This is a genomic window from Variovorax brevis, from assembly GCF_030317105.1.
In the GTDB taxonomy this organism is placed as follows: Bacteria; Pseudomonadota; Gammaproteobacteria; order Burkholderiales; family Burkholderiaceae_C; genus Variovorax; species Variovorax brevis.
Map to the genome: position 1 here is coordinate 246,807 of NZ_JASZYG010000003.1, position 19,503 is coordinate 266,309.

General features: G+C 65.6%; 14 protein-coding genes and 1 tRNA gene. 7 read left to right on the forward strand and 8 right to left on the reverse strand.

Going from position 1 to position 19,503, the window contains the following annotated elements; genetic code table 11:
• Positions 1-28 precede the first annotated feature (28 nt).
• Positions 29-1,285, forward strand: a complete 1,257-nt coding sequence (locus QTI66_RS10000; protein WP_286559359.1) for a D-amino acid dehydrogenase — start codon at positions 29-31, stop codon at positions 1,283-1,285.
• 22 nt (positions 1,286-1,307) lie between these two features.
• A complete protein-coding gene (locus QTI66_RS10005; protein ID WP_286559360.1) occupies positions 1,308-2,741 on the forward strand; it encodes an NAD(P)H-hydrate dehydratase in 1,434 nt (477 codons plus the stop codon).
• 25 nt (positions 2,742-2,766) lie between these two features.
• On the opposite strand, the gene QTI66_RS10010 is transcribed toward QTI66_RS10005, so the two are convergent.
• Both QTI66_RS10010 and rnr read right to left on the reverse strand, forming a co-directional pair.
• On the reverse strand, positions 2,767-3,531 hold the full coding sequence (locus tag QTI66_RS10010) for an SDR family oxidoreductase (protein ID WP_286559361.1): 765 nt from the start codon (positions 3,529-3,531) through the stop codon (positions 2,767-2,769).
• A 16-nt stretch (positions 3,532-3,547) separates the two neighbouring features.
• A complete protein-coding gene (gene rnr, locus QTI66_RS10015) occupies positions 3,548-5,794 on the reverse strand; it encodes a ribonuclease R (protein ID WP_286559956.1) in 2,247 nt (748 codons plus the stop codon).
• Between the two features lie 99 nt (positions 5,795-5,893).
• On the opposite strand from rnr, the gene QTI66_RS10020 reads away from it, so the two are divergent.
• Positions 5,894-5,978: transfer RNA gene (locus QTI66_RS10020), tRNA-Leu, on the forward strand.
• A 251-nt stretch (positions 5,979-6,229) separates the two neighbouring features.
• Here QTI66_RS10020 and rimO read toward each other — a convergent pair.
• The 3 genes from rimO to QTI66_RS10035 form a co-directional block, all read right to left on the reverse strand.
• On the reverse strand, positions 6,230-7,627 hold the full coding sequence (rimO, locus tag QTI66_RS10025; protein ID WP_286559362.1) for a 30S ribosomal protein S12 methylthiotransferase RimO: 1,398 nt from the start codon (positions 7,625-7,627) through the stop codon (positions 6,230-6,232).
• 115 nt (positions 7,628-7,742) lie between these two features.
• Entirely contained in the window at positions 7,743-8,318 is a 576-nt protein-coding gene (phaR, locus tag QTI66_RS10030) for a polyhydroxyalkanoate synthesis repressor PhaR (RefSeq protein ID WP_286559363.1), read from the reverse strand.
• Between the two features lie 99 nt (positions 8,319-8,417).
• Positions 8,418-8,786 (reverse strand): hypothetical protein, encoded by a 369-nt coding sequence (locus QTI66_RS10035; protein ID WP_286559364.1) that lies wholly within the window; start codon positions 8,784-8,786, stop codon positions 8,418-8,420.
• A 209-nt stretch (positions 8,787-8,995) separates the two neighbouring features.
• Between QTI66_RS10035 and QTI66_RS10040 the strand changes: the two genes are divergently transcribed.
• Both QTI66_RS10040 and QTI66_RS10045 read left to right on the forward strand, forming a co-directional pair.
• On the forward strand, positions 8,996-11,275 hold the full coding sequence (locus QTI66_RS10040; RefSeq protein WP_286559365.1) for an ATP-dependent DNA helicase: 2,280 nt from the start codon (positions 8,996-8,998) through the stop codon (positions 11,273-11,275).
• 115 nt (positions 11,276-11,390) lie between these two features.
• Positions 11,391-11,714 (forward strand): hypothetical protein, encoded by a 324-nt coding sequence (locus QTI66_RS10045; protein WP_286559367.1) that lies wholly within the window; start codon positions 11,391-11,393, stop codon positions 11,712-11,714.
• Between the two features lie 32 nt (positions 11,715-11,746).
• Here the strand turns inward: QTI66_RS10045 and QTI66_RS10050 are convergent, their stop codons facing one another.
• The 3 genes from QTI66_RS10050 to QTI66_RS10060 all read right to left on the reverse strand — a co-directional run bounded on the left by QTI66_RS10050 (position 11,747) and on the right by QTI66_RS10060 (position 15,311).
• Positions 11,747-13,819 (reverse strand): NAD(+) synthase, encoded by a 2,073-nt coding sequence (locus QTI66_RS10050; protein WP_286559369.1) that lies wholly within the window; start codon positions 13,817-13,819, stop codon positions 11,747-11,749.
• 95 nt (positions 13,820-13,914) lie between these two features.
• Complete coding sequence (locus QTI66_RS10055; protein WP_286559370.1) at positions 13,915-14,766, reverse strand: GDSL-type esterase/lipase family protein; 852 nt, start codon at positions 14,764-14,766, stop codon at positions 13,915-13,917.
• Between the two features lie 161 nt (positions 14,767-14,927).
• Positions 14,928-15,311 (reverse strand): hypothetical protein, encoded by a 384-nt coding sequence (locus QTI66_RS10060; RefSeq protein ID WP_286559372.1) that lies wholly within the window; start codon positions 15,309-15,311, stop codon positions 14,928-14,930.
• 249 nt (positions 15,312-15,560) lie between these two features.
• On the opposite strand from QTI66_RS10060, the gene glgB reads away from it, so the two are divergent.
• A complete protein-coding gene (gene glgB, locus QTI66_RS10065; RefSeq protein ID WP_286559373.1) occupies positions 15,561-17,450 on the forward strand; it encodes a 1,4-alpha-glucan branching protein GlgB in 1,890 nt (629 codons plus the stop codon).
• The gene (locus QTI66_RS10070) at positions 17,443-19,503 is read left to right on the forward strand and encodes an alpha-1,4-glucan--maltose-1-phosphate maltosyltransferase (RefSeq protein ID WP_444814978.1); all 2,061 of its coding nucleotides are present in this window, start codon (positions 17,443-17,445) and stop codon (positions 19,501-19,503) included. Before glgB ends, QTI66_RS10070 begins: the two co-directional genes overlap by 8 nt.

Below are 19,503 nucleotides of genomic sequence, written 5' to 3' on the forward strand. Positions count from 1 at the left end.
CTCGCTTTCTCTGTCCATCAAACATCCAATGAAGATCGCGATCGTTGGCGCCGGCATCATCGGCGTCACCACCGCCTGGGAGTTGACGGTCGACGGGCATGAAGTCGCCGTATTCGAACGCCGCAACGCGGCTGCTGAAGAATCCAGTTTTGCCAATGCGGGCGTCGTGGCGCCCGGCTACGTCACCCCCTGGGCCGCTCCCGGCATGCGCGGCAAGGTGCTGCGCTCCCTGTTGTCCACCCACGGCGCCGTCAAGTTGCGCTGGCCGCTGACGTCCAATGACTTCCGCTGGATGGCGCGCTGGCAGCGGGCCTGCGCGCTCGAAACTTATCTGCAGAACCGCTCGCGTATGCAGCGACTGGCCTTCTACAGCCGGCTGCGGCTGCGCGAGATCGTTCAGGAACGTGAACTGAACTACGAGCGCAGCGACGGCTACATGGTGCTGCTGCGTTCCAAGCGCGACCGCAAGATGGTGCAAGCCGGCCTGGAACTGCTGCGCAACGCCGGCACCAAGTTCCATGAGGTCGATGCCGACGAAGCACGCAAGATCGAACCTGCCCTGAGCACGGAAACCGACCTGGCCGGCGCCATTCACCTGCCGGACGACGAAGTCGGCAACTGCCGGCAATTCGCGATGCTGCTCAAGCGCGAAGCGGAGTCGTTGGGCGCGCAGTTTCATTTCGGCTGCGACATCGCGCCGCTCAATCGGGCGGCGCCGCGGTCCTTGTCACTGGCCGGCGGCTCGCCCGCGCACGAGTTCGACGCCGTCGTGATCTGCACCGGGCTGGCGTCGGCCGAGATGCTGCGTCCGCTTGGCTTGCAGATCCCGCTGGCGCCGGTGTACGGCCACTCGATCAGCGCGCAGATTCGCGAGCCGCTCAACGCCCCGCGCAGCGCCGTGATGGATGAGCGCTTCAAGGTCGCGATTTCGCGCCTGGGCATGCGGGTGCGCGTGGCCGGTGGAGCGGAACTGGGCGGCGTGCGCGACCAGATCAACCCTGCTGCACTGCAGACGCTGTACAAGGTTTTGCACGACTGGTTTCCGGGTGCCGTCGCCCTGAAATCCGGCGTGCAGCAATGGAAAGGCGCCCGCCCCATGCTGCCGGACGGGCCGCCCGTGATCGGCGCCAGCGGCATTCCTGGTATCTGGCTGAACCTGGGGCACGGCTCCAGCGGCTGGGCCCTGTCCTGCGGCAGCGCACGCGTGCTGGCCGACTTGGTCGGAGGGCGTGACGCCGGCATCGACATCGAGGGCCTCGGCGTCGAGCGCCTGCTCAACGGCTGACCTCAACAGCTTCGTCCACGCCATGCGCCGCATCACCACGGACAGCACCGCGCAACTCTTCGACGTGGCGGCGACGCGGCGCATCGAACAGGCTGCCGCGTTGAACTTGCCACCCCATGCGCTGATGCGACGTGCGGGACTGGCCGTGGCCAATCTGGCCGCAGCACTGGCACCTCACGCACGCACGATATGGATCGCCTGCGGGCCCGGCAACAACGGCGGCGACGGATTCGAAGCCGCCGCCGAGTTGCAGCAGCGCGGCTTTGCGCCCATCGTGACCTTTGCAGGCGACGCGTCGCGCCTGCCGGCGGACGCGCTGGATGCCTTGCAACGCGCAAAGGCTGCAGGCGTGAGCATCGTGGATGAGCCGCCCGCCACCTTTGACCTGGCCATTGATGCCCTGCTCGGCATCGGCGCGACGCGCACGCCCGCAGGCGTCCTTGCGCAATGGCTCGAACATATGGACAAGGGCGCGGTGTTGAGCGTCGATGTGCCTTCCGCGTTGAATGCCGACACCGGCGCTTCGAGCCTGGCCCTGCGAAGCAGCGCCCCACGCTACTGCCTCAGCCTGCTCACGCTGAAGCCCGGCCTCTTCACCGCACACGGTCGAGATGCGGCGGGCGAGGTGTGGTTCGAGGACCTGACCTGCGCGCCAGGCACGGAGCGCCCCGTTGCGCAACTGAATTCGGCGCCGGCCTTGGCGGAGCGACCACATGCATCCCACAAGGGAAGCTACGGCGACGTCGCGGTGATCGGTGGCGCGCCCGGCATGAGTGGCGCCGCCCTGCTGGCGGCCTCCGCGGCGCTGCATGCAGGCGCAGGCCGGGTGTTTGTCGGCATGCTCGATGGCAGCCGCACCATGCTCCATCCACTGCAGCCGGAACTCATGTTTCGAAGCGCTGATGCATTGGACCTCGCAGACCTCGCCACTGTCTGCGGGTGCGGCGGCGGCTTCGCCGTTCGCACCGTGCTGCCGCGGGTGCTCTCCACGGCAAGGCGCGCCGTCTTCGATGCCGATGCACTCAATGCCATCGCGAACGTCGGCAACCTGCAGACCCTCCTGGCCGCCCGCGGCAAGCGTGGATGGCAGACCGTGCTCACGCCTCATCCGCTCGAGGCGGCGCGGCTGCTGGGCACAGGCACGGACAGCATTCAGAAAGACCGTTTGGCGGCGGCCAATGCACTGGCGACGCGCTTCGAGGCAGTCGTGGTCCTGAAAGGCTCAGGCTCCATCATTGCCGGGCCGAACGCCACGCCCGCCATCAACCTGACAGGCAATGCCAGGCTCGCCACCGCCGGTACCGGCGATGTGCTCGCCGGCATGGTGGGCGCCGCACTCGCCAGCGGCCAGGACGCCCTCACCGCCGCGCGCGGTGCGGTATGGCGGCACGGCGCACTGGCGGATGTGTGGCCCGAAGGCCGGCCACTCACGGCCGGCGCCCTCGCGCAAAGCTAAGACCGGCCTGCTTCGCGCAGCGCGATCAACCGCGGCCGACGAAGGGCATCTTCGTGGCCATCACGGTGTGGAACAGGATGTTGGCTTCCAGCGGCAGGTTCGCCATGTAGAGCACCGACTGGCCCACGATCTTCACGTCGATCAGGGGTTCGATGGCCAGCTCGCCATTGGCCTGCGGCACGCCCTTGGCCATGCGCGCAGCCAGTTCCGTCATCGCGTTGCCCACGTCGACCTGCCCCACGGCGATGTCGTACTTGCGGCCGTCGAGCGACGCGGTCTTGGTGAGTCCCTTCACCGCATGCTTGGTCGACGTGTAGGCGGCCGAATTGGGACGCGGCGTGGTGGCCGAGATTGAACCGTTGTTGATGATGCGCCCACCCATCGGGCTTTGCGCCTTCATCGTTCGGAAAGCCGCCTGCAGGCAATAGAACATGCCGTTCAGGTTGATGTCCACCACGCCCTTCCACTGCTCGGGCGTCCAGTCTTCAAACGGGCCGGGAGGGTTGCCCACGCCGGCGTTGTTGAAGAGCAAGTCCACGCGCCCGAAGCGCTCGACGGTCTTTGCAAACAGCGCTGCGACCGACTGGGGGTCGGCCACATCCGTCGGCACGGCCAGCACCCGATCTCCCGCACCCGACTCGCTCGCCACCGCATCGAGCGGCTCGCTGCGACGCCCTGCGAGCGCGACGCTCCAGCCGTCGGCGAGCAAGGCGAGCGCCGCGGCGCGGCCGATGCCGGTGCCGGCGCCCGTCACGATGGCGATGCGGCTGTTGTTGGTTCCTGCTGTCATCGATTGAATCTCCTGTTTATCGGCGCGCGGTGCGCCCTTTGGTTTTCATCTTGTTGGCGGCCTTCTTGACGGCGGCCCGCAGCGCCTGGATGGGCGATTGCCCCGTTGTGCGCGTGGACTCCTTGGCGCCTTCCTTCTTGCGGCCCGAACGCTTGTCGGCAGCCTTGGTCGGCACGCCCTTGGGCGCCGGCAGGCCCTTGTCCTTCATGGCGCGGTTGGCGAGCTCTTCGCCCTCGCGCACCAGGCGGAAGTCGATCTTGCGGCCATCCAGGTCCACGCGGCTGACCTGCACGCGAACGCGCGAGCCGATGGCATAGCGGATGCCCGTGCGTTCGCCGCGCAACTCCTGCCGCGCCTCATCGAACTTGAAGTATTCGCCGCCCAGTTCCGTGATGTGCACCAGGCCTTCGACGTACATCGCGTCCAGCGTGACGAAGATGCCGAAGGTGGTCGCAGCCGTGACGACACCGCCGTATTCCTCGCCCAAGTGCTCGCGCATGTACTTGCACTTGAGCCAGGCCTCGACGTCGCGGCTCGCTTCGTCGGCGCGGCGTTCGTTGGCGCTGCAATGCAGGCCTGCGGCTTCCCATGCCAGCGTTTCCTTGCTGGGTGCTGCGGTCACCTTCTGCGGCTTGCTGGTCGGTGCCTTCACGCGCGCAGCCAGCCGCTTGGCCAGCTTGGCGTGCGCCTCGCCGGGTGTCGGCAGCATGGGCAACTGGTACTTCGTCTTGCCCAGGATCGCCTTGATCACGCGATGCACCAGCAAATCCGGGTATCGCCGGATCGGACTGGTGAAGTGCGTGTAGGCCTCATAGGCCAAGCCAAAGTGGCCGCTGTTGATGGGCGTGTAGATGGCCTGCTGCATCGAGCGCAGCAGCATCGTATGGATCTGCTGCGCGTCGGGCCGTTCCTTGGTGGCTTCGGCCACGGCCTGGAACTCCGCGGGCTTGGGATCGTCACTGATCGACATGCCCACGCCCATGGCCTTGAGGTAGTTGCGCAGGATTTCCTTCTTCTCCGGCGTCGGGCCTTCGTGCACGCGGAACAGGCCCGGGTGCTTGCCTTCGGCGATGAAGTCGGCACTGCACACGTTGGCCGCCAGCATGGCCTCCTCGATGAGCCGGTGCGCCTCGTTGCGCACGCGCGGCACGATCTTTTCGATGCGTCCCGCGTCGTCGCAGATGATCTGCGTCTCGGTGGTTTCGAAGTCAACCGCACCACGCTGGCCACGCTGCTTGAGCAAGGCCTTGTAGACGTCGGACAGGTTCAGCAGATCCTTCACGCGGTCCTTGCGCTTGGCTGCTTCGGGGCCGCGCGTGTTCGCAAGAATTGCCGCGACTTCGGTGTACGTGAAGCGCGCGTGGCTGAACATCACCGCCGGATAGAACTGATAGGCGTAGATCTCGCCGGTCGCCGTGACGAGCATGTCGCACACCATGCACAGGCGTTCGACTTCGGGGTTGAGTGAGCACAGGCCGTTGGAGAGTTTCTCCGGCAGCATCGGGATCACCCGGCGCGGAAAGTACACGCTGGTGGCGCGGTCGTATGCGTCGATGTCGATGGCCGTGCCCGTCTGCACGTAGTGGCTCACGTCGGCGATGGCCACCAAGAGGCGCCAGCCCTTCGCGCGTCCGACCTTGGCCGGCTCGCAATACACCGCGTCGTCGAAGTCGCGTGCGTCCTCGCCGTCGATGGTGACCAGCGGTATGTCCGTCAAGTCGACACGCGAGCGTTTGTCCGCGGGCCGTACCTTGTCCGGCAGCGCTTTCGCTTCCGCGAGGCAATCCTGCGAGAACTCATGCGGCACGCCGTACTTGCGCACCGCGATTTCGATCTCCATGCCGGGGTCGTCGATCTCGCCCAGCACTTCCTTCACGCGGCCAACGGGTTGGCCAAAGAGCGCCGGCGGTTCGGTGAGTTGCACGACTACAACTTGTCCCACCTTTGCGGGACCTGTTGCACCTTTGGGAATGAGTACGTCCTGGCCGTAACGCTTGTCTTCCGGCGCGACAAGCCAGACGCCGCCTTCGTGCAGCAGGCGCCCGATGATGGGCTGCTCCGGCCGCTCGGTGATTTCGACGACGCGCCCTTCGGGGCGACCGCGCCGGTCCTGCCGCACAACGCGCGCCTTGACGCGGTCTTTATGCAAGACCGCACGCATCTCGTTGGGGGGCAAATAGATGTCGGCCTCGCCGTCGTCCCGCTGCACAAAACCGTGTCCGTCGCGATGACCCTGGACGATTCCTTCAACTTCTTCCGGCAGAACGCCGGAGGGGCTTAAATTTTTGATATGATCTCCTTCTTTCCTGAAATACAAAACGTGTTGCAGGGTTAACTGAACAAGTTAATCAGCAGCATGTGGGCCCAGATGGCGGAATTGGTAGACGCACTAGTTTCAGGTACTAGCGAGTAACATCGTGGAGGTTCGAGTCCTCTTCTGGGCACCACCCCTACCAAACAAGGTCCCCTGCAATTCATTGAGTTGCAGGGGATTTTTGTTTTCTGTCGCTGACAAGTGCAAAGGTGCGCCTCAAGAATTCGTGCCGGATGCCGCTGTTGGACCCGCGCCACGGCCATCATGACACACGGCGCAGAAGGCTTGTAGCAATCCGTTCAGCATTCCTGCGCCGGCCACGAAGCATCGTGGCGTTGGCGCATCGGGCGTGCCCGTGCAACACGGGGCAAACAAGCGCAGGCTTCAGATGGGCACCGCGATCAGGTCGTGGCCTTCGGTGCCCACGATGCGAGCCCGCGTGAACTCACCCACCTTGAGTTGCTTGCTGATTTTTTCCGGCGGCAGCAGGCGCACGATGCCGTCGATTTCGGGCGCGTCCGCATAGCTGCGCCCCACTCCGCCCTTGCGTCCGAGTGCCGGCGCCGAATCCACCAGCACCTGCATCGTTGCTCCTATGCGACGGCGAAGGCGTGCGGTGGACACCTCTTCCGCCACTTCCATGAACCGCGAGCGACGCGCTTCGCGCTCCGCTTCCGGCAGCATGCCGGGGATGTCGTTGGCGGCAGCGCCATCCACGGGGCTGTAAGCGAAGCAGCCGGCGCGGTCGATCTCGGCGATGCGGATGAAGTCGAGCAGGTGCTCGAACTCTTCTTCCGTCTCACCGGGGAAGCCGGCGATGAAGGTGCTGCGGATGACCAGTTCGGGGCTGATCTCGCGCCAGCGGGCAATGCGCTCGAGGTTCCTTTCGCCGCTCGCGGGACGCTTCATGCGCTTGAGCACGGCGGGGTGGCTGTGCTGCAGCGGCACGTCCAGGTACGGCAGCACTTGGCCACTCGCCATCAACGGAATCACATCATCGACGCTGGGGTACGGATAGACGTAGTGCAGTCGCACCCATGCGCCGTAGGGCTCGGCGATTTCGCCCAGTGTGCGCACCAGGTCGAGCATGCGCGTCTTCACGGGCTTGCCGTCCCAGAAGCCCGTGCGGTACTTGATGTCGACGCCGTAGGCGGAGGTGTCCTGGCTGATGACCAGCAGTTCCTTCACGCCGCCTTCGAACAGCGCCTTCGCTTCCTTGAGCACGTCGCCGACCGGCCGCGAGACCAGGTCGCCGCGCATCGAGGGGATGATGCAGAAGGTGCAGCGATGGTTGCAGCCTTCGCTGATCTTGAGGTACGCGTAGTGCTTGGGCGTGAGCTTGATGCCCATCGGCGGCACGAGGTCGATGAAGGGGTCGTGCGGCTTGGGCAGGTTGGCGTGGACGGCGTCCATCACCTCCTGCGTGGCGTGCGGGCCGGTCACGGCCAGGACGCTGGGGTGCATCTGGCGAACCAGGTTGCCACCGGACTCGCCGGCCTTGGCGCCGAGGCAACCCGTGACGATCACGCGGCCGTTCTCGGCCAAGGCTTCGCCGATGGTGTCCAGGCTTTCCTTGACGGCATCGTCGATGAAGCCGCAGGTGTTCACGATGACGAGGTCGGCGCCTTCAAAAGTCTTGGAGGTCTGGTAGCCCTCCGCGCTCAGTTGCGTCAGGATCAGTTCGGAATCGGTCAGCGCTTTGGGGCAGCCAAGGCTGACGAAGCCCACCTTGGGCGCGGCAGACGGGGTTTCGGTTCGGGCGGGGGAGGCTACTTCACTCATATCCCCGTATTGTCCCAGCTAACGGGACGGCCGGCCGCGGCAGGGGTAACAGGGTCTGAACGAAGGGTGCTGCCATCACCCCGGCCCTCTCCCGCCCGCGGGAGAGGGAGCAAAGTCAGGGGCGCTTGATGCCGAAGGCGCCGAGCACCTGCTCGGTGTTTTTCTGCATCTGCTCCTGCAGTTGAATGAAGGCGTTCTTCGACTGCTCGGCGTAGTTGCCCATCAAGCCTTGCAGCATGGGCGACTGGATCGTCAGGAAGCGCGACCACATTTCGGGCGACAGGCTCTCGGCCTTTTCCGTAAGCTTGGCCTGCACCTCGGTCATGGCCTGGATGTTCTTTTCGAGATAGGGGCCCATGTAGCTTTGCATGGCCTGTCCATAGAAGCGGATGATGCTGGCGAGCACCTGCTCGCTGAACATGGGTGCGCCGCCCGCCTCCTCTTCGAGAATGATCTGCAGGAGGATGCTTCGCGTCAGCTCGTCGCCGGTCTTGGCGTCGCGCACGACAAAGGGGGTGCTGGACATCACCAGCTGCTTGATTTCGGCCAGCGTGATGTACGTGGAGGTTTCCGTGTCGTAGAGCCTTCGGTTCGGATACTTCTTGATCACGCGCTGCGCTGGCTTGCCGCCAGCCTTCTTGCTCTGCACTAGGAACTCCTTGAGGTATTCACGCCGATAGGCACAAACCATTCTATGGAGCGGTTTTGCTGCACCGCGACAAGGTTTACCCTGTTCGGGATTCCCTTAACCGGCTCTTGCGATACGCACACCCTCAAGCGTATTCCAGCGTCAATCCAGCGAGGTGGTGTATTCCGCGCCGCACACTTTGCAGTGGGCCGTTTCGGGCCGGTCCTCGCTCGCTTCGCGGTAGTGCAATGGATTCTTGACGCCATTGAAAACCCAGCAACGCGGGCAGTGCTCGTGGCCTGCCGCGGGAAGGTAGGCCCGCGCACGCTGCTCGGCCCGTTCGCGCGTCACCGGCACACCTTGTCGCTCGGTGCGCGCCACCTCTTCCGCCGCCATCGTGTCCGCCCGGCCGCTGGCGCGGTCGTTCAGGCCATACACCACCCTGGCGAATTCCAGCGGCGCCTGTCGCAGGAGCGCGGCAAGCCGCAACTCTTCCATCGCGGGATCGGGCGCGGCAGCAGGCGTATTCATCGTTTGGGTCGACATTCGGAATGGCCAAGTAGCGTTGCGGATCAAGTTAACACAACCTGCACGCCCGCGACTATCGGACGTTTTCGCTAGGGGCTCATGGGGCGCTATGCACATCGGCATAACCTGACCAACGCAAGCGCGGCACGACTTCACTGGATATGTGTACAGTTTGCCCCATGCCCGAGTCCGGCGCACCCGCAAAGCCCCCTGTGACGACGAACGACATCACCGTCTCGGTGAGGTCGCTGTGCGCGTTCGCGGCCAAGGCGGGAGACCTTGACCTGCGCTTCACGCCCGCGCCGAGCGCGACGGAAGGCGCCGCGGGTCATCGACTGGTGCAAATGCGCCGCGGCGCCGGCTACGAGGCCGAAGTCGGCTTGTCGTGGCGGGGCAACGGTTTGCACGTGCGTGGCCGCGCCGATGGCTTCGACGCCGCAGCCTCGCGACTGGAAGAAATCAAGACCTACCGGGGCGCCTTCGAGGCCATCAAGCCCAACCAGCGCGCGCTGCACTGGGCGCAGGCCAAGGCCTATGCGGCGATGCTGTGCGAAGAACGCGCATTGGCGGCCGTGAGCGTGGTGCTCGTCTATTTCAACCTGGACGACGACACGGAAACCTGCCTGCAGGAAGACATGGATGCGAGTGCCCTGCGCGAGCAATTCCAGGCGCTTTGCCGCGTCTACCTCGCGTGGGCAGGGCAAGAGGCGGCACGCGGTGAGCGCTTGACCCACGCCCTCGGCACACTGGAATTTCCGCGCAAGACCTTCCGTCCGGGCCAGCGTGAACTGTCCATGCGGATCTACCAGGCCGGCGTCGCGCGGCGGTGCCTGCTCGCACAGGCGCCCACCGGCATCGGCAAGACGCTGGCTTCGCTTTTTCCGCTGCTCAAGTGCAAGTCGACGCAGCGCATCGACAAGATCTTCTTTCTCACGGCCAAGACATCGGGCCGAGGGGTGGCGCTCGATGCGCTCAAGGAATTGCGCGGCGCAACGCTTCCGCTGCGGGTGGTGGAAATCGAGGCGCGCGAGGCGGCCTGCCTGCACCCGGGCAAGGCATGCCACGGCGACGCGTGCCCGCTGGCCAAGGGCTTCTACGACCGCCTTCCCGCCGCGCGGTCCGAGGCCGCGGAGGCCGGCTGGCTCGATCGCGCCAGCCTGCGCCGCATTGGCCTTGCACACGGCCTGTGCCCTTACTTTCTCGCGCAGGAAATGGTTCGCTGGGCCGACGTGGTCGTGGGCGACTTCAACTATTACTTCGACACCAGCGCCTTCCTGTACGCCATGACGCGGGAGGAAGACTGGCAGGTGGGCCTGCTGGTCGACGAATCTCATAACCTGCTGGAGCGCGCCCGCGCCATGTACTCGGCCACCGTGGCCACGGACATGATCGACAAGGCAATGGCCCTGGCGCCGCCCCGGATCCGGCGCGCACTGCAGTCGCTCCAGGCCGAGTGCAATCGCTTCGCACCCGGCGAAGGCGACTACCGCGTCGAAAGCGAGGTGCCCGAGCCGCTGGCCTTTGCCGTCAGCGGGGTTGTGGGCCTGATGTCCGAGCACTTCGCGGCGCATCCGCAGCTGAGCACCGGCGCGCTGCAGGAGGCTTTTTTCGAGATCCTGCACTTCGCGCGGATGGTCGACTCCTTCGATTCGCATTCCGTGCTGGAGTGGGCGGCGGCGACGGGCGCGTCGTCCGACCGGCTCTCCGTGCGCAACCTGATCCCCGCGTCCTTCTTGCGGCCGCGGTTTGCGGCGGCGCGGTGCGCGGTGTGCTTTTCCGGCACCTTGTCGCCCTTCGAGTTCTATCGCGACACGCTGGGCCTGGCGCAGGACACGGCCACTGTGGACATCGACTCGCCGTTTCGCGCGTCGCAACTCAAGGTCAGGCTCGTCACCGACCTCTCGACGCGCCAGAAGGACCGCGAAGGCTCGCTCGAACGGCTGGTCGACACCATCGGCGAGCAGTTCAATCGGAAACCGGGCAACTACCTCGCGTTCTTCAGCAGCTTTGCGTACCTCGAGACGGCGGCGAAGGCGTTTGCGATGCGCCATTCGGCGATTCCGGCGTGGCGCCAGACCCGGGGCATGCGCCACCACGAACGCGCTGACTACCTCGATCGCTTTCAGGTGGGCGGCCAGGGGGTGGGGTTTGCGGTGCTGGGCGGTGTATTCGGCGAGGGTGTCGACCTGCCCGGCGACCGCCTGGTGGGCGCTTTCATCGCGACGCTGGGCCTGCCGCAACACGACGCGCTCAACGAACTCATGCGCGAGCGCATGCACGAAAAGTTCGGCGAAGGCTACGCCTACACCTACCTCTACCCCGGCATCCAGAAGGTCGTGCAGGCGGCCGGCCGCGTGATCCGCAGCGAAAGCGACGAAGGCGTGGTCTACCTCCTGGACGACCGCTTTGCGCGGCCGGACGTCGCCCGACTTCTGCCAAAGTGGTGGGAGCCTGAACTTCTTCCGCTGCGCGAAACGCGACCCGCGCTCTGAAGCACGCTGAAAAGCCGTAGGGCCACGCCGACACCGATCAGGGACGGGTCCGCACAGGCAGATCGCCGCGGAAGGCGCGAAGTGAGGGTGTCCATACCTCAGTCAAGGAGACACCATGACAAAGCTCACCACCACGCTGTTGGCCACGTGCCTCGCTTTCGGATCAGCGGTTGCCGTTGCGCAAACGAGCGGCGCAAGCTCGACGCGCACTCCCGACCCGAATCCGACGGTGAACGGCCAGAAGGCGTCGAAACCCACGGATGGCGACCGCGACAAGACCGCCGCGGCCATCCAGCGTCCGGCGCCGAAGGATGCCACCACCAACGCCAAGGAAATGGAAGACATGGCCAAGAACCCGGCCGTTCCCAAGACGTCAGCGGACAGCACGGCTTCAACTGACGGCAGCGCAAGCGGCAAGACCACGCCGGCTCCCAAGTAAGCGAAGGCAGGCCCGCAAGGCCGCCGCAGTGCTCAGTCGCTCTCGGGAACGCCCCGCAAATCGTCAAGCCACACCGTGGCTTCTGAATCGCTGGGCGCACGCCAGTCCCCACGCGGGGACAGCGAGCCGCCGGAACCCACCTTGGGCGCGTTCGGCACGCACGAACGCTTGAACTGGCTGGTCTTGAAGAAGCGGTAGAGGAAGGTGCCCAGGTGGCGCTTGATGTCCGCCAGCACGTACTCGTTCTTTTCTTTGAGATCGTCGGGCCAGTTGCCGCGCGTGCGGTCACGCCACGCGGTGTACGCCAGGAACGCCACCTTGGTCGGCTTGAAGCCGTAGCGCAACGTGTAGTAGAGGTGAAAGTCCTGCAGCTCGTAGGGGCCGATGGTGTCTTCCGTCCGCTGGCCGGGTTGCGAGGTGCCCTCACCCGCTCCCGCTATCGTGGGGATGAGTTCCGGGCTGACTTCCGTCTCCAGGATCGCGCGCAACACGGCGCTGCCTTCGACGCCGATCACGCCCTTGTCCGCCACCCAGCGCACCAGGTACTTGATGAGCGTCTTCGGCACGCTGGCGTTCACGTTGTAGTGCGACATGTGGTCGCCCACGCCGTAGGTGCACCAGCCCAGCGCCAGCTCGCTCAGGTCGCCGGTGCCCACCACAATGCCGTTGTGGAAGTTCGCGAGGCGGAACAGGTGGCTCGTGCGCTCGCCCGCCTGCACGTTTTCGAAGGTGATGTCGAACTGGTCCACGCCCTCGCCATAAGGATGCTGCAGATCTTCCAGCATCTGCTTGCAGCTTTCGCGGATGTCGATCTCGCGCGCGGTGCAACCCACCGCGGCCATCAACTGGTGCGCCTGCCGCAACGTGCGCTCGCTGGTGGCAAAGCCGGGCATCGTGAAGCCCAGGATGTTGGCGCGCGGCAGGCCGAGCCGGTCCATCGCCTGCGCGCAGACCAGCAGGGCGTGCGTCGAATCGAGCCCGCCCGACACGCCGATCACCACCGTCTTGATGCCCGTGGATTCCAGCCGTTGCACGAGCGATTGCACCTGGATGTTGAAGACCTCATCGCAGCGCTCGTCGCGCATGCTCGCATTGGCGGGCACGTAGGGAAATCGCTCCACCCTGCGCTGAAGCGGGCCGCCTGTTTGGGCGGGCACGACGACGTCGAAAGGCACGGTGCGCCACCCCGTCAGCGCGGCCTTGTGCTTTTGCACCGACACGCCAAAGGAGTTCTGCCGCATGCGCTCGCGCGAGACGCGCTCCAGGTCGATGTCCGCCGTGATGAAGTGCGAGCTGTTGCCAAAGCGTTCGCTCTCGGCCAGCATCTCGCCGCTTTCGTAGATCAGGCCCTGGCCGTCCCACGCCAGGTCGGTGGTCGACTCGCCGATGCCCGCCGACGAATAAAGATAGGCCGCCAGGCATCGCGCCGAATGCAGGCTCACCAGTTGATGCCGGTACGCCGACTTGCCGATGGTGATGTTCGAGGCCGAGAGATTCACCAGCACCGTCGCGCCGGCCAGCGCCGCATAGCTCGAAGGCGGAATCGGCACCCAGACGTCTTCGCAGATCTCGACGTGCACCTTCATGAGCGGCAGTTGCCGGCACTGGAAAATGAGGTCCGAGCCAAAGGGCACGCGCTCACCGCGCCAATCGATTTCCGTGGCAAGGGCGCTGTCGGCGGCGCTGAACTGCCGACCTTCGTAGAACTCGCCATAGTTCGGCAGGTAGGTCTTGGGCTGCACGCCCAGCAAGCGGCCGCCGCCGACCACCGCCGCGCAGTTGAATAGCCGGTGATCCACCCGAAGCGGCAGGCCGACGATGGCCAGCGCGCCCACGGAGGCCGAGGCTTCGACGATGGCTTGCAGTGCCGCCTCGCAGGCATCGAGCAGCGCAGCCTGATGGAACAGGTCGTCGCAGGTGTAGGCCGAAAGACCCAACTCCGGAAACGCCACCACTACCGCGCCGCTGGACGCGGCGTCCCGGTACAGCTTGATGGTCTCCTGCGCATTGAAGGGCGCGTCGGCCACGCGGTTGCGCGGCACGCCCACGGCCACGCGGGCAAAACCATGGCGGTACGGGTTCAGAAACGGCAGCTCGGGCGTCATGCAAATCCTCCGGGTCAGGCGACGCGCGCATCCGATGCCGCCAAGGCATGGCGAATGCGCAGCGCGTCATCTTGCCATTGGATCGCAAGGAGGGTTCAAGCCCGCTTCAGCGCGTGCGCACTGGCGTGCCTTGCCTGCGCTTCTTCCAGCAGCAAATCCAGGCACACGAGTTCGCGTAGCCGCTCATAGCAGATGCGGTAGGCGGCGCCGGTCGGGTGCATGCCGTCCGCGGCGAAATAGAGCTTGGGCTCGCGAGAGAAAACGTCCTCCCCGCGCTCGTGGAAAAAGCTGACGAAGACCGCGTCGTGGCGCTGCGACACCGCGTCGAACAGCTGCCACACGCGCCGCGCGCGGGCCGTTGCCCACCACGACCACGGCGGCACCAGGAGCGGTGCGAGCCCGATGTTGCCGCTGCTGATCCACACCAGCTTGCCGGCCAGCTTGCGCAGGTCGGGCAGCAGTGCCTGCGCCTCCACCTGCAGCCGCGCCATGGGCGTGAGGCGCAGCACGTCGTTGCCGCCGACGAACAGCAGGATCAGGTCGTAGCCGCCCTCTTCGCGCTCTTGAGGCGAGAGCGCTTCGATCTGCGCCCGCACGTCCTGCAGGCGCGAGCCGCTGACGGCGCGGTTGGTGATGGCCACCTGCGGATGCGAAGCGCCAAGCATGCCGGCCAGCGAATCACGCGGATCGTCTGCTCCCAAGCCAACGGCGGTGCTGTCGCCCAGCACCAGCACGCGGGCGCGCGGGTTGTTCGGCCGGCTTTCGAAGGGTTTGAAGCCATCCGGCGCAAGGCGCGCGTTCTGCAACGCGCGACGCAAGCGCAGCCACTGGGTCGCTGATGCGGAAAGAATGCCGAGCGCCGTCAGCGCCGCTGCGGCCCCCGCGACAGCCATCAAAGGGTGCCTGAGCGGAATGCGCAGCGTGCGCCTCGGGGCAGTGGGATCCATTGGCATTCGCAAGTCCGTGCACGAGTCCAGATCCGCACAGTATCTCAATCGGGCATGCAGTGCCATGCCGGCGACTTGGGAGTCTTCACGCAGGACTGCGCCTTGCATCGGCGCTTGCCGGCCGTCGGTTCCGGAAGGAGGGCGACGGCCCCAGGGCGCTGTCAGGAGGCCGTCGAACCGACAGCCTGCCGGGCTTCGGGCCCTGACGGCTCCACCAGCTCCGATTGAGCGACAAGATTCGCCATGGCCAGCGTGCGAACCACGCTGGGCGCCAACCCGACGCGCCCGATTGCTTCGAAATCGATGGTTTCCAGAAGCACCGTGACTTCCGGCGCTTCCCGATGACGCTTCAGCGCCAGCGCGTTGATCACACTCGCGTTTTCGTAATAGGCATCGACCAGTGTGTCGCCCGCCCCTTCCGCACCGAACAGGTCGCGCAAGGGATCCTCGCCGATTTCCGCAATCACCCGGGTGCCGCCGGGGCCTTGGGGATAGACCGCGAACCGCACGGTCGCAGTGTCAAAACAGTAAATGGCGTCGCTCATTTCGCTTGTCTCTGCATTGGGTTTTGGGGGCCGGATCCAAAAGACTACACCCACTTCGTGACCCTTGGACCATCAGACTTTTTCAGGCGCGAATGTCGGCGCAGTCCTACAGCAAAAGCATGCGCCGGCGCGCCCGTCCATCGTCGGCGGATGCGTCAACGTCCGACAGGCAAACGGGCGATTCGACACGCGAATGCGGTGCGGCGCAGTCGTACAAGTGAGTGCCACCCACCGCCAGAAAAATTCCCCGTGAACACCCTCGCATCTTTCGGTGAGACAGACGCCTACCTGTTTCGCGAAGGCACCCACGCACGCCTCTACGAACGACTCGGCTGTCACCTCGACGCCGACGGCGAAGGGGCCACTTTTGGCGTATGGGCCCCCAATGCGTCGTCGATCTCGGTGATCGGCGACTGGAACGGCTGGGACGCCACAGTCGATGCGCTGCATCCCCGCCCCGACACCACCGGCGTGTGGGAAGGCCGAAGCGATGGCGCCCGGCGTGGCGACGCCTACAAGTACCGCATCGTCGATCGCGCGGGCCACGTCCATGAAAAGGCCGACCCGCTCGCGCTATGGAGCGAATTGCCCCCGGCCACCGCCTCGCGTGTGTGGTCGCTCGAATACGACTGGCGCGACGCCGAATGGATGGGCAGCCGCGCACCGCGCAACCGTCTCGATGCCCCGATGTCGATGTACGAGGTGCATCCGGGTTCGTGGCGGCGCAGGAACGGCGAGCCGATGAACTACCGCGAGCTCGCGCACGAACTGGCCGAGTACGTCGTGTCGCTGGGCTTCACGCACGTGGAGTTGATGCCGATCACCGAGCACCCCTTCTACGGCTCCTGGGGCTACCAGACCACCGGCTACTTTGCGCCCACCTCGCGCTATGGCACGCCGCAGGACTTCATGTACTTCGTGGATCACCTGCACCAGCGCGGCATCGGCGTGGTGCTCGACTGGGTGCCGTCGCACTTTCCGAACGATGCGCACGGCCTTGCCGAGTTCGACGGCACGCATCTCTACGAGCACGCCGATCCGCGCCAGGGCTTTCATCCGGAATGGAACTCGGCCATCTTCAACTACGGGCGCGACGAGGTTCGAAGCTTTCTCATTTCATCAGCCCTGTTCTGGCTCGACCGCTACCACATCGATGGCCTGCGCGTGGACGCGGTTGCATCGATGCTCTACCTGGACTACGCGCGAAACCACGGCGAGTGGATACCGAACGAAGACGGCGGACGCGAAAACCTCGAGGCCATCGACTTCCTGCAGGACCTCAACCGCGCCGTGTACCGCGAGCACCCTGACGCCTTCACGGTCGCCGAGGAATCCACCGCGTGGCCGCGCGTCTCGCGCCCCACCGACATGGGTGGCCTGGGCTTCGGCATGAAGTGGAACATGGGCTGGATGCACGACACCCTCGACTACATGCGCGAGGACCCGCTGCACCGGCGCCATCACCACACCCGCATCACCTTTTCGATGATGTATGCCTTTCACGAGAACTTCGTGTTGCCGCTCTCGCACGACGAAGTGGTGTACGGCAAGGGCTCGCTCATCAACAAGATGCCGGGCGATGCGTGGCAACAGTTTGCCAACCTGCGGGTGCTGTTGTCGTACATGTGGGCGCACCCCGGAAAGAAGCTTCTCTTCATGGGCGGCGAGTTTGCGCAGCGCCGCGAATGGACGCACGAAGGCGAACTGGAATGGTGGGTGACGGAGCAACCCGAGCACCGCGGCATGCAGCACCTGGTGGGCGAACTCAACCGACTGCTGCGCGAAGAACCTGCGCTGCACGAACTCGACTTTTCCCCTGAAGGCTTCGAGTGGATCGAAGCCGACGACGCGCCCAACAGCGTGATCGCCTTCCTTCGCAAATCACGCAGTGGCGAGAGCGTGCTGGTCGTGTGCAACCTCACGCCGGTGCCTCGCCAGAACCTGAACCTCGGCGTGCCCACGGGCGGCGTGTGGCGCGAGATCTTCAACAGCGACGCGGTGGCCTTCGGCGGCTCGGGCTGGGGCAACCTGGGCGCCGTGCGCGCGGCGCCGGTCCGCGCCAACGGCCACCCGCATTCCGTGTTCCTGACGCTGCCGCCGCTGTCCACCCTCTTCCTGAAAGTGGCCGCCGATGAATAGGACGTTGACACCTGCAACCACGGCCGGCGTGCCGCGCGCCCCCGCTTCGATCGACGCGCCGGACGGCCGCAGCCGGGTGGTCATCGATGCGGTGATGCCCGTGGTCGATGGCGGCCGCTTCGCCGCCAAGCGCGTGGCCGGTGAAACCGTGCGCATCACCGCGCACGTGTTCACCGACGGCCACGACGCGCCGCGCGTGATGCTGCAATGGTGGAAGGAAGGCGCCACCGAACGGCATGAGTTGCCGATGAAGCTGCGCTACAACGACGAGTGGCACGCCGACATCGTTCCGCCGGCGCCGGGACGCTACCGCTTCACGGTGTTCGCATGGGTCGACAGCTTCGACTCGTGGCATCACGAACTCGAGCGTCGTACGGATCCGGAAGACATCCGCATCGCCGCCCGGGTCGGCGCGATGGAGATCACCGGCGCTGCAGCGCGCACTGAAGGCGAAGACCGCAACGTGCTCGCACGCTGGGCACGCGCGCTGGAGGAAAGCGCCGCCGACTCCGAAATGGAAGCCGCAGCCCTCAAGGCCCTCGCGCTGGACGAAGTGCGCGGCGAGACGGCACGCCGCCATCCCGACCGCAGCCTGCAGGCGACCTTCCCGGCCGAACTGCCTCTGGTGGTCGACCGCGCTCGCGCGCAGTTCAGCACCTGGTACGAACTCTTCCCGCGCTCCGCGGGCACGCAGCTTGGCGCACACGGCACTTTTCGCGACGTGATCGAGCGCTTGCCGCTCATCGCATCGATGGGCTTCGACGTGCTGTACATGCCGCCCATCCATCCCATCGGACGCATGCAGCGCAAGGGCCGCAACAACGCGCTCGTGACCGAAGCGGGCGACGTCGGCAGCCCCTGGGCCATCGGCGCCGCCGAGGGCGGCCACAAGAGCATCCTGCCGGCGTTGGGCACGCCGGAAGACTTCCGCGCGCTGGTCGCGGCCGCGTCGCAGCACGGGATGGAAATCGCACTGGACATCGCTTTCCAGTGCGCCCCGGACCACCCCTATGTGAAAGAGCACCCGGCCTGGTTCCGCTGGCGCCCGGATGGCAGCGTGCAGTACGCCGAGAACCCGCCCAAGAAGTACCAGGACATCTACCCCTTCAACTTCGAAAGCGAAGACTGGCCGGCGCTGTGGAACGAACTCAAGAGCGTGCTCAACCACTGGGTGGCGCAGGGCGTGAACATCTTTCGCGTCGACAACCCGCACACGAAGTCTTTCGCGTTCTGGGAATGGGCCATCGGCGAGGTCAAGCGCGCACACCCCGGCGTGATCTTCCTGGCCGAAGCCTTCACGCGGCCGAAGGTCATGCACCGGCTGGCAAAGCTGGGCTTTTCGCAGTCATACACCTACTTCACGTGGCGCAACACGAAGGAAGAGCTGACGGAGTACTTCACCGAACTGTCGCAGGGCGAAGGCGTGGAGTACTTCCGCCCCAACGTGTGGCCCAACACGCCGGACATCCTGCACGCTGCGCTGCAAACCGGCGAAGAAGCCGTCTACAAGTCGCGCCTCGTGCTCGCTGCCACGCTGGCCGCGAGCTACGGCATGTACGGCCCCGCCTATGAGTTGATGGAACACCTGCCGCGCGGCCCGTCGAGCGAGGAATACCTCGATTCCGAGAAGTACCAGTTGCGCCATTGGGACTGGAGTCCGGATGCAGGACTGCGTCCCTTCATCACGCGCGTCAACGAGATCCGCCATGCCAACGAAGCCTTGCACGCCGACCGCAGCCTGCGCTTCCTGGACATCGACAACGATCAGCTCGTCGCGTACATGAAGGCATCGCCGGATGGCAGCAACGTCGTCGTGACGGTGGTCAACCTCGACCCGCACAACGCGCACCACGGCTGGCTCCACCTGGACCCCGCGCTGGTTGGCGTCGCGGCCGACAAGCCCTTCCAGATGCACGACCTCATCAGCGACCAGCGCTTCACCTGGCGCGGCACGCACCACTACATCCTGCTCGATCCGCAACGCCTTCCTGCGCACGTCTTTGCCGTGCGCCGCCGCGTGCGCGACGAGCGCGACTTCGACTACTACCTCTGA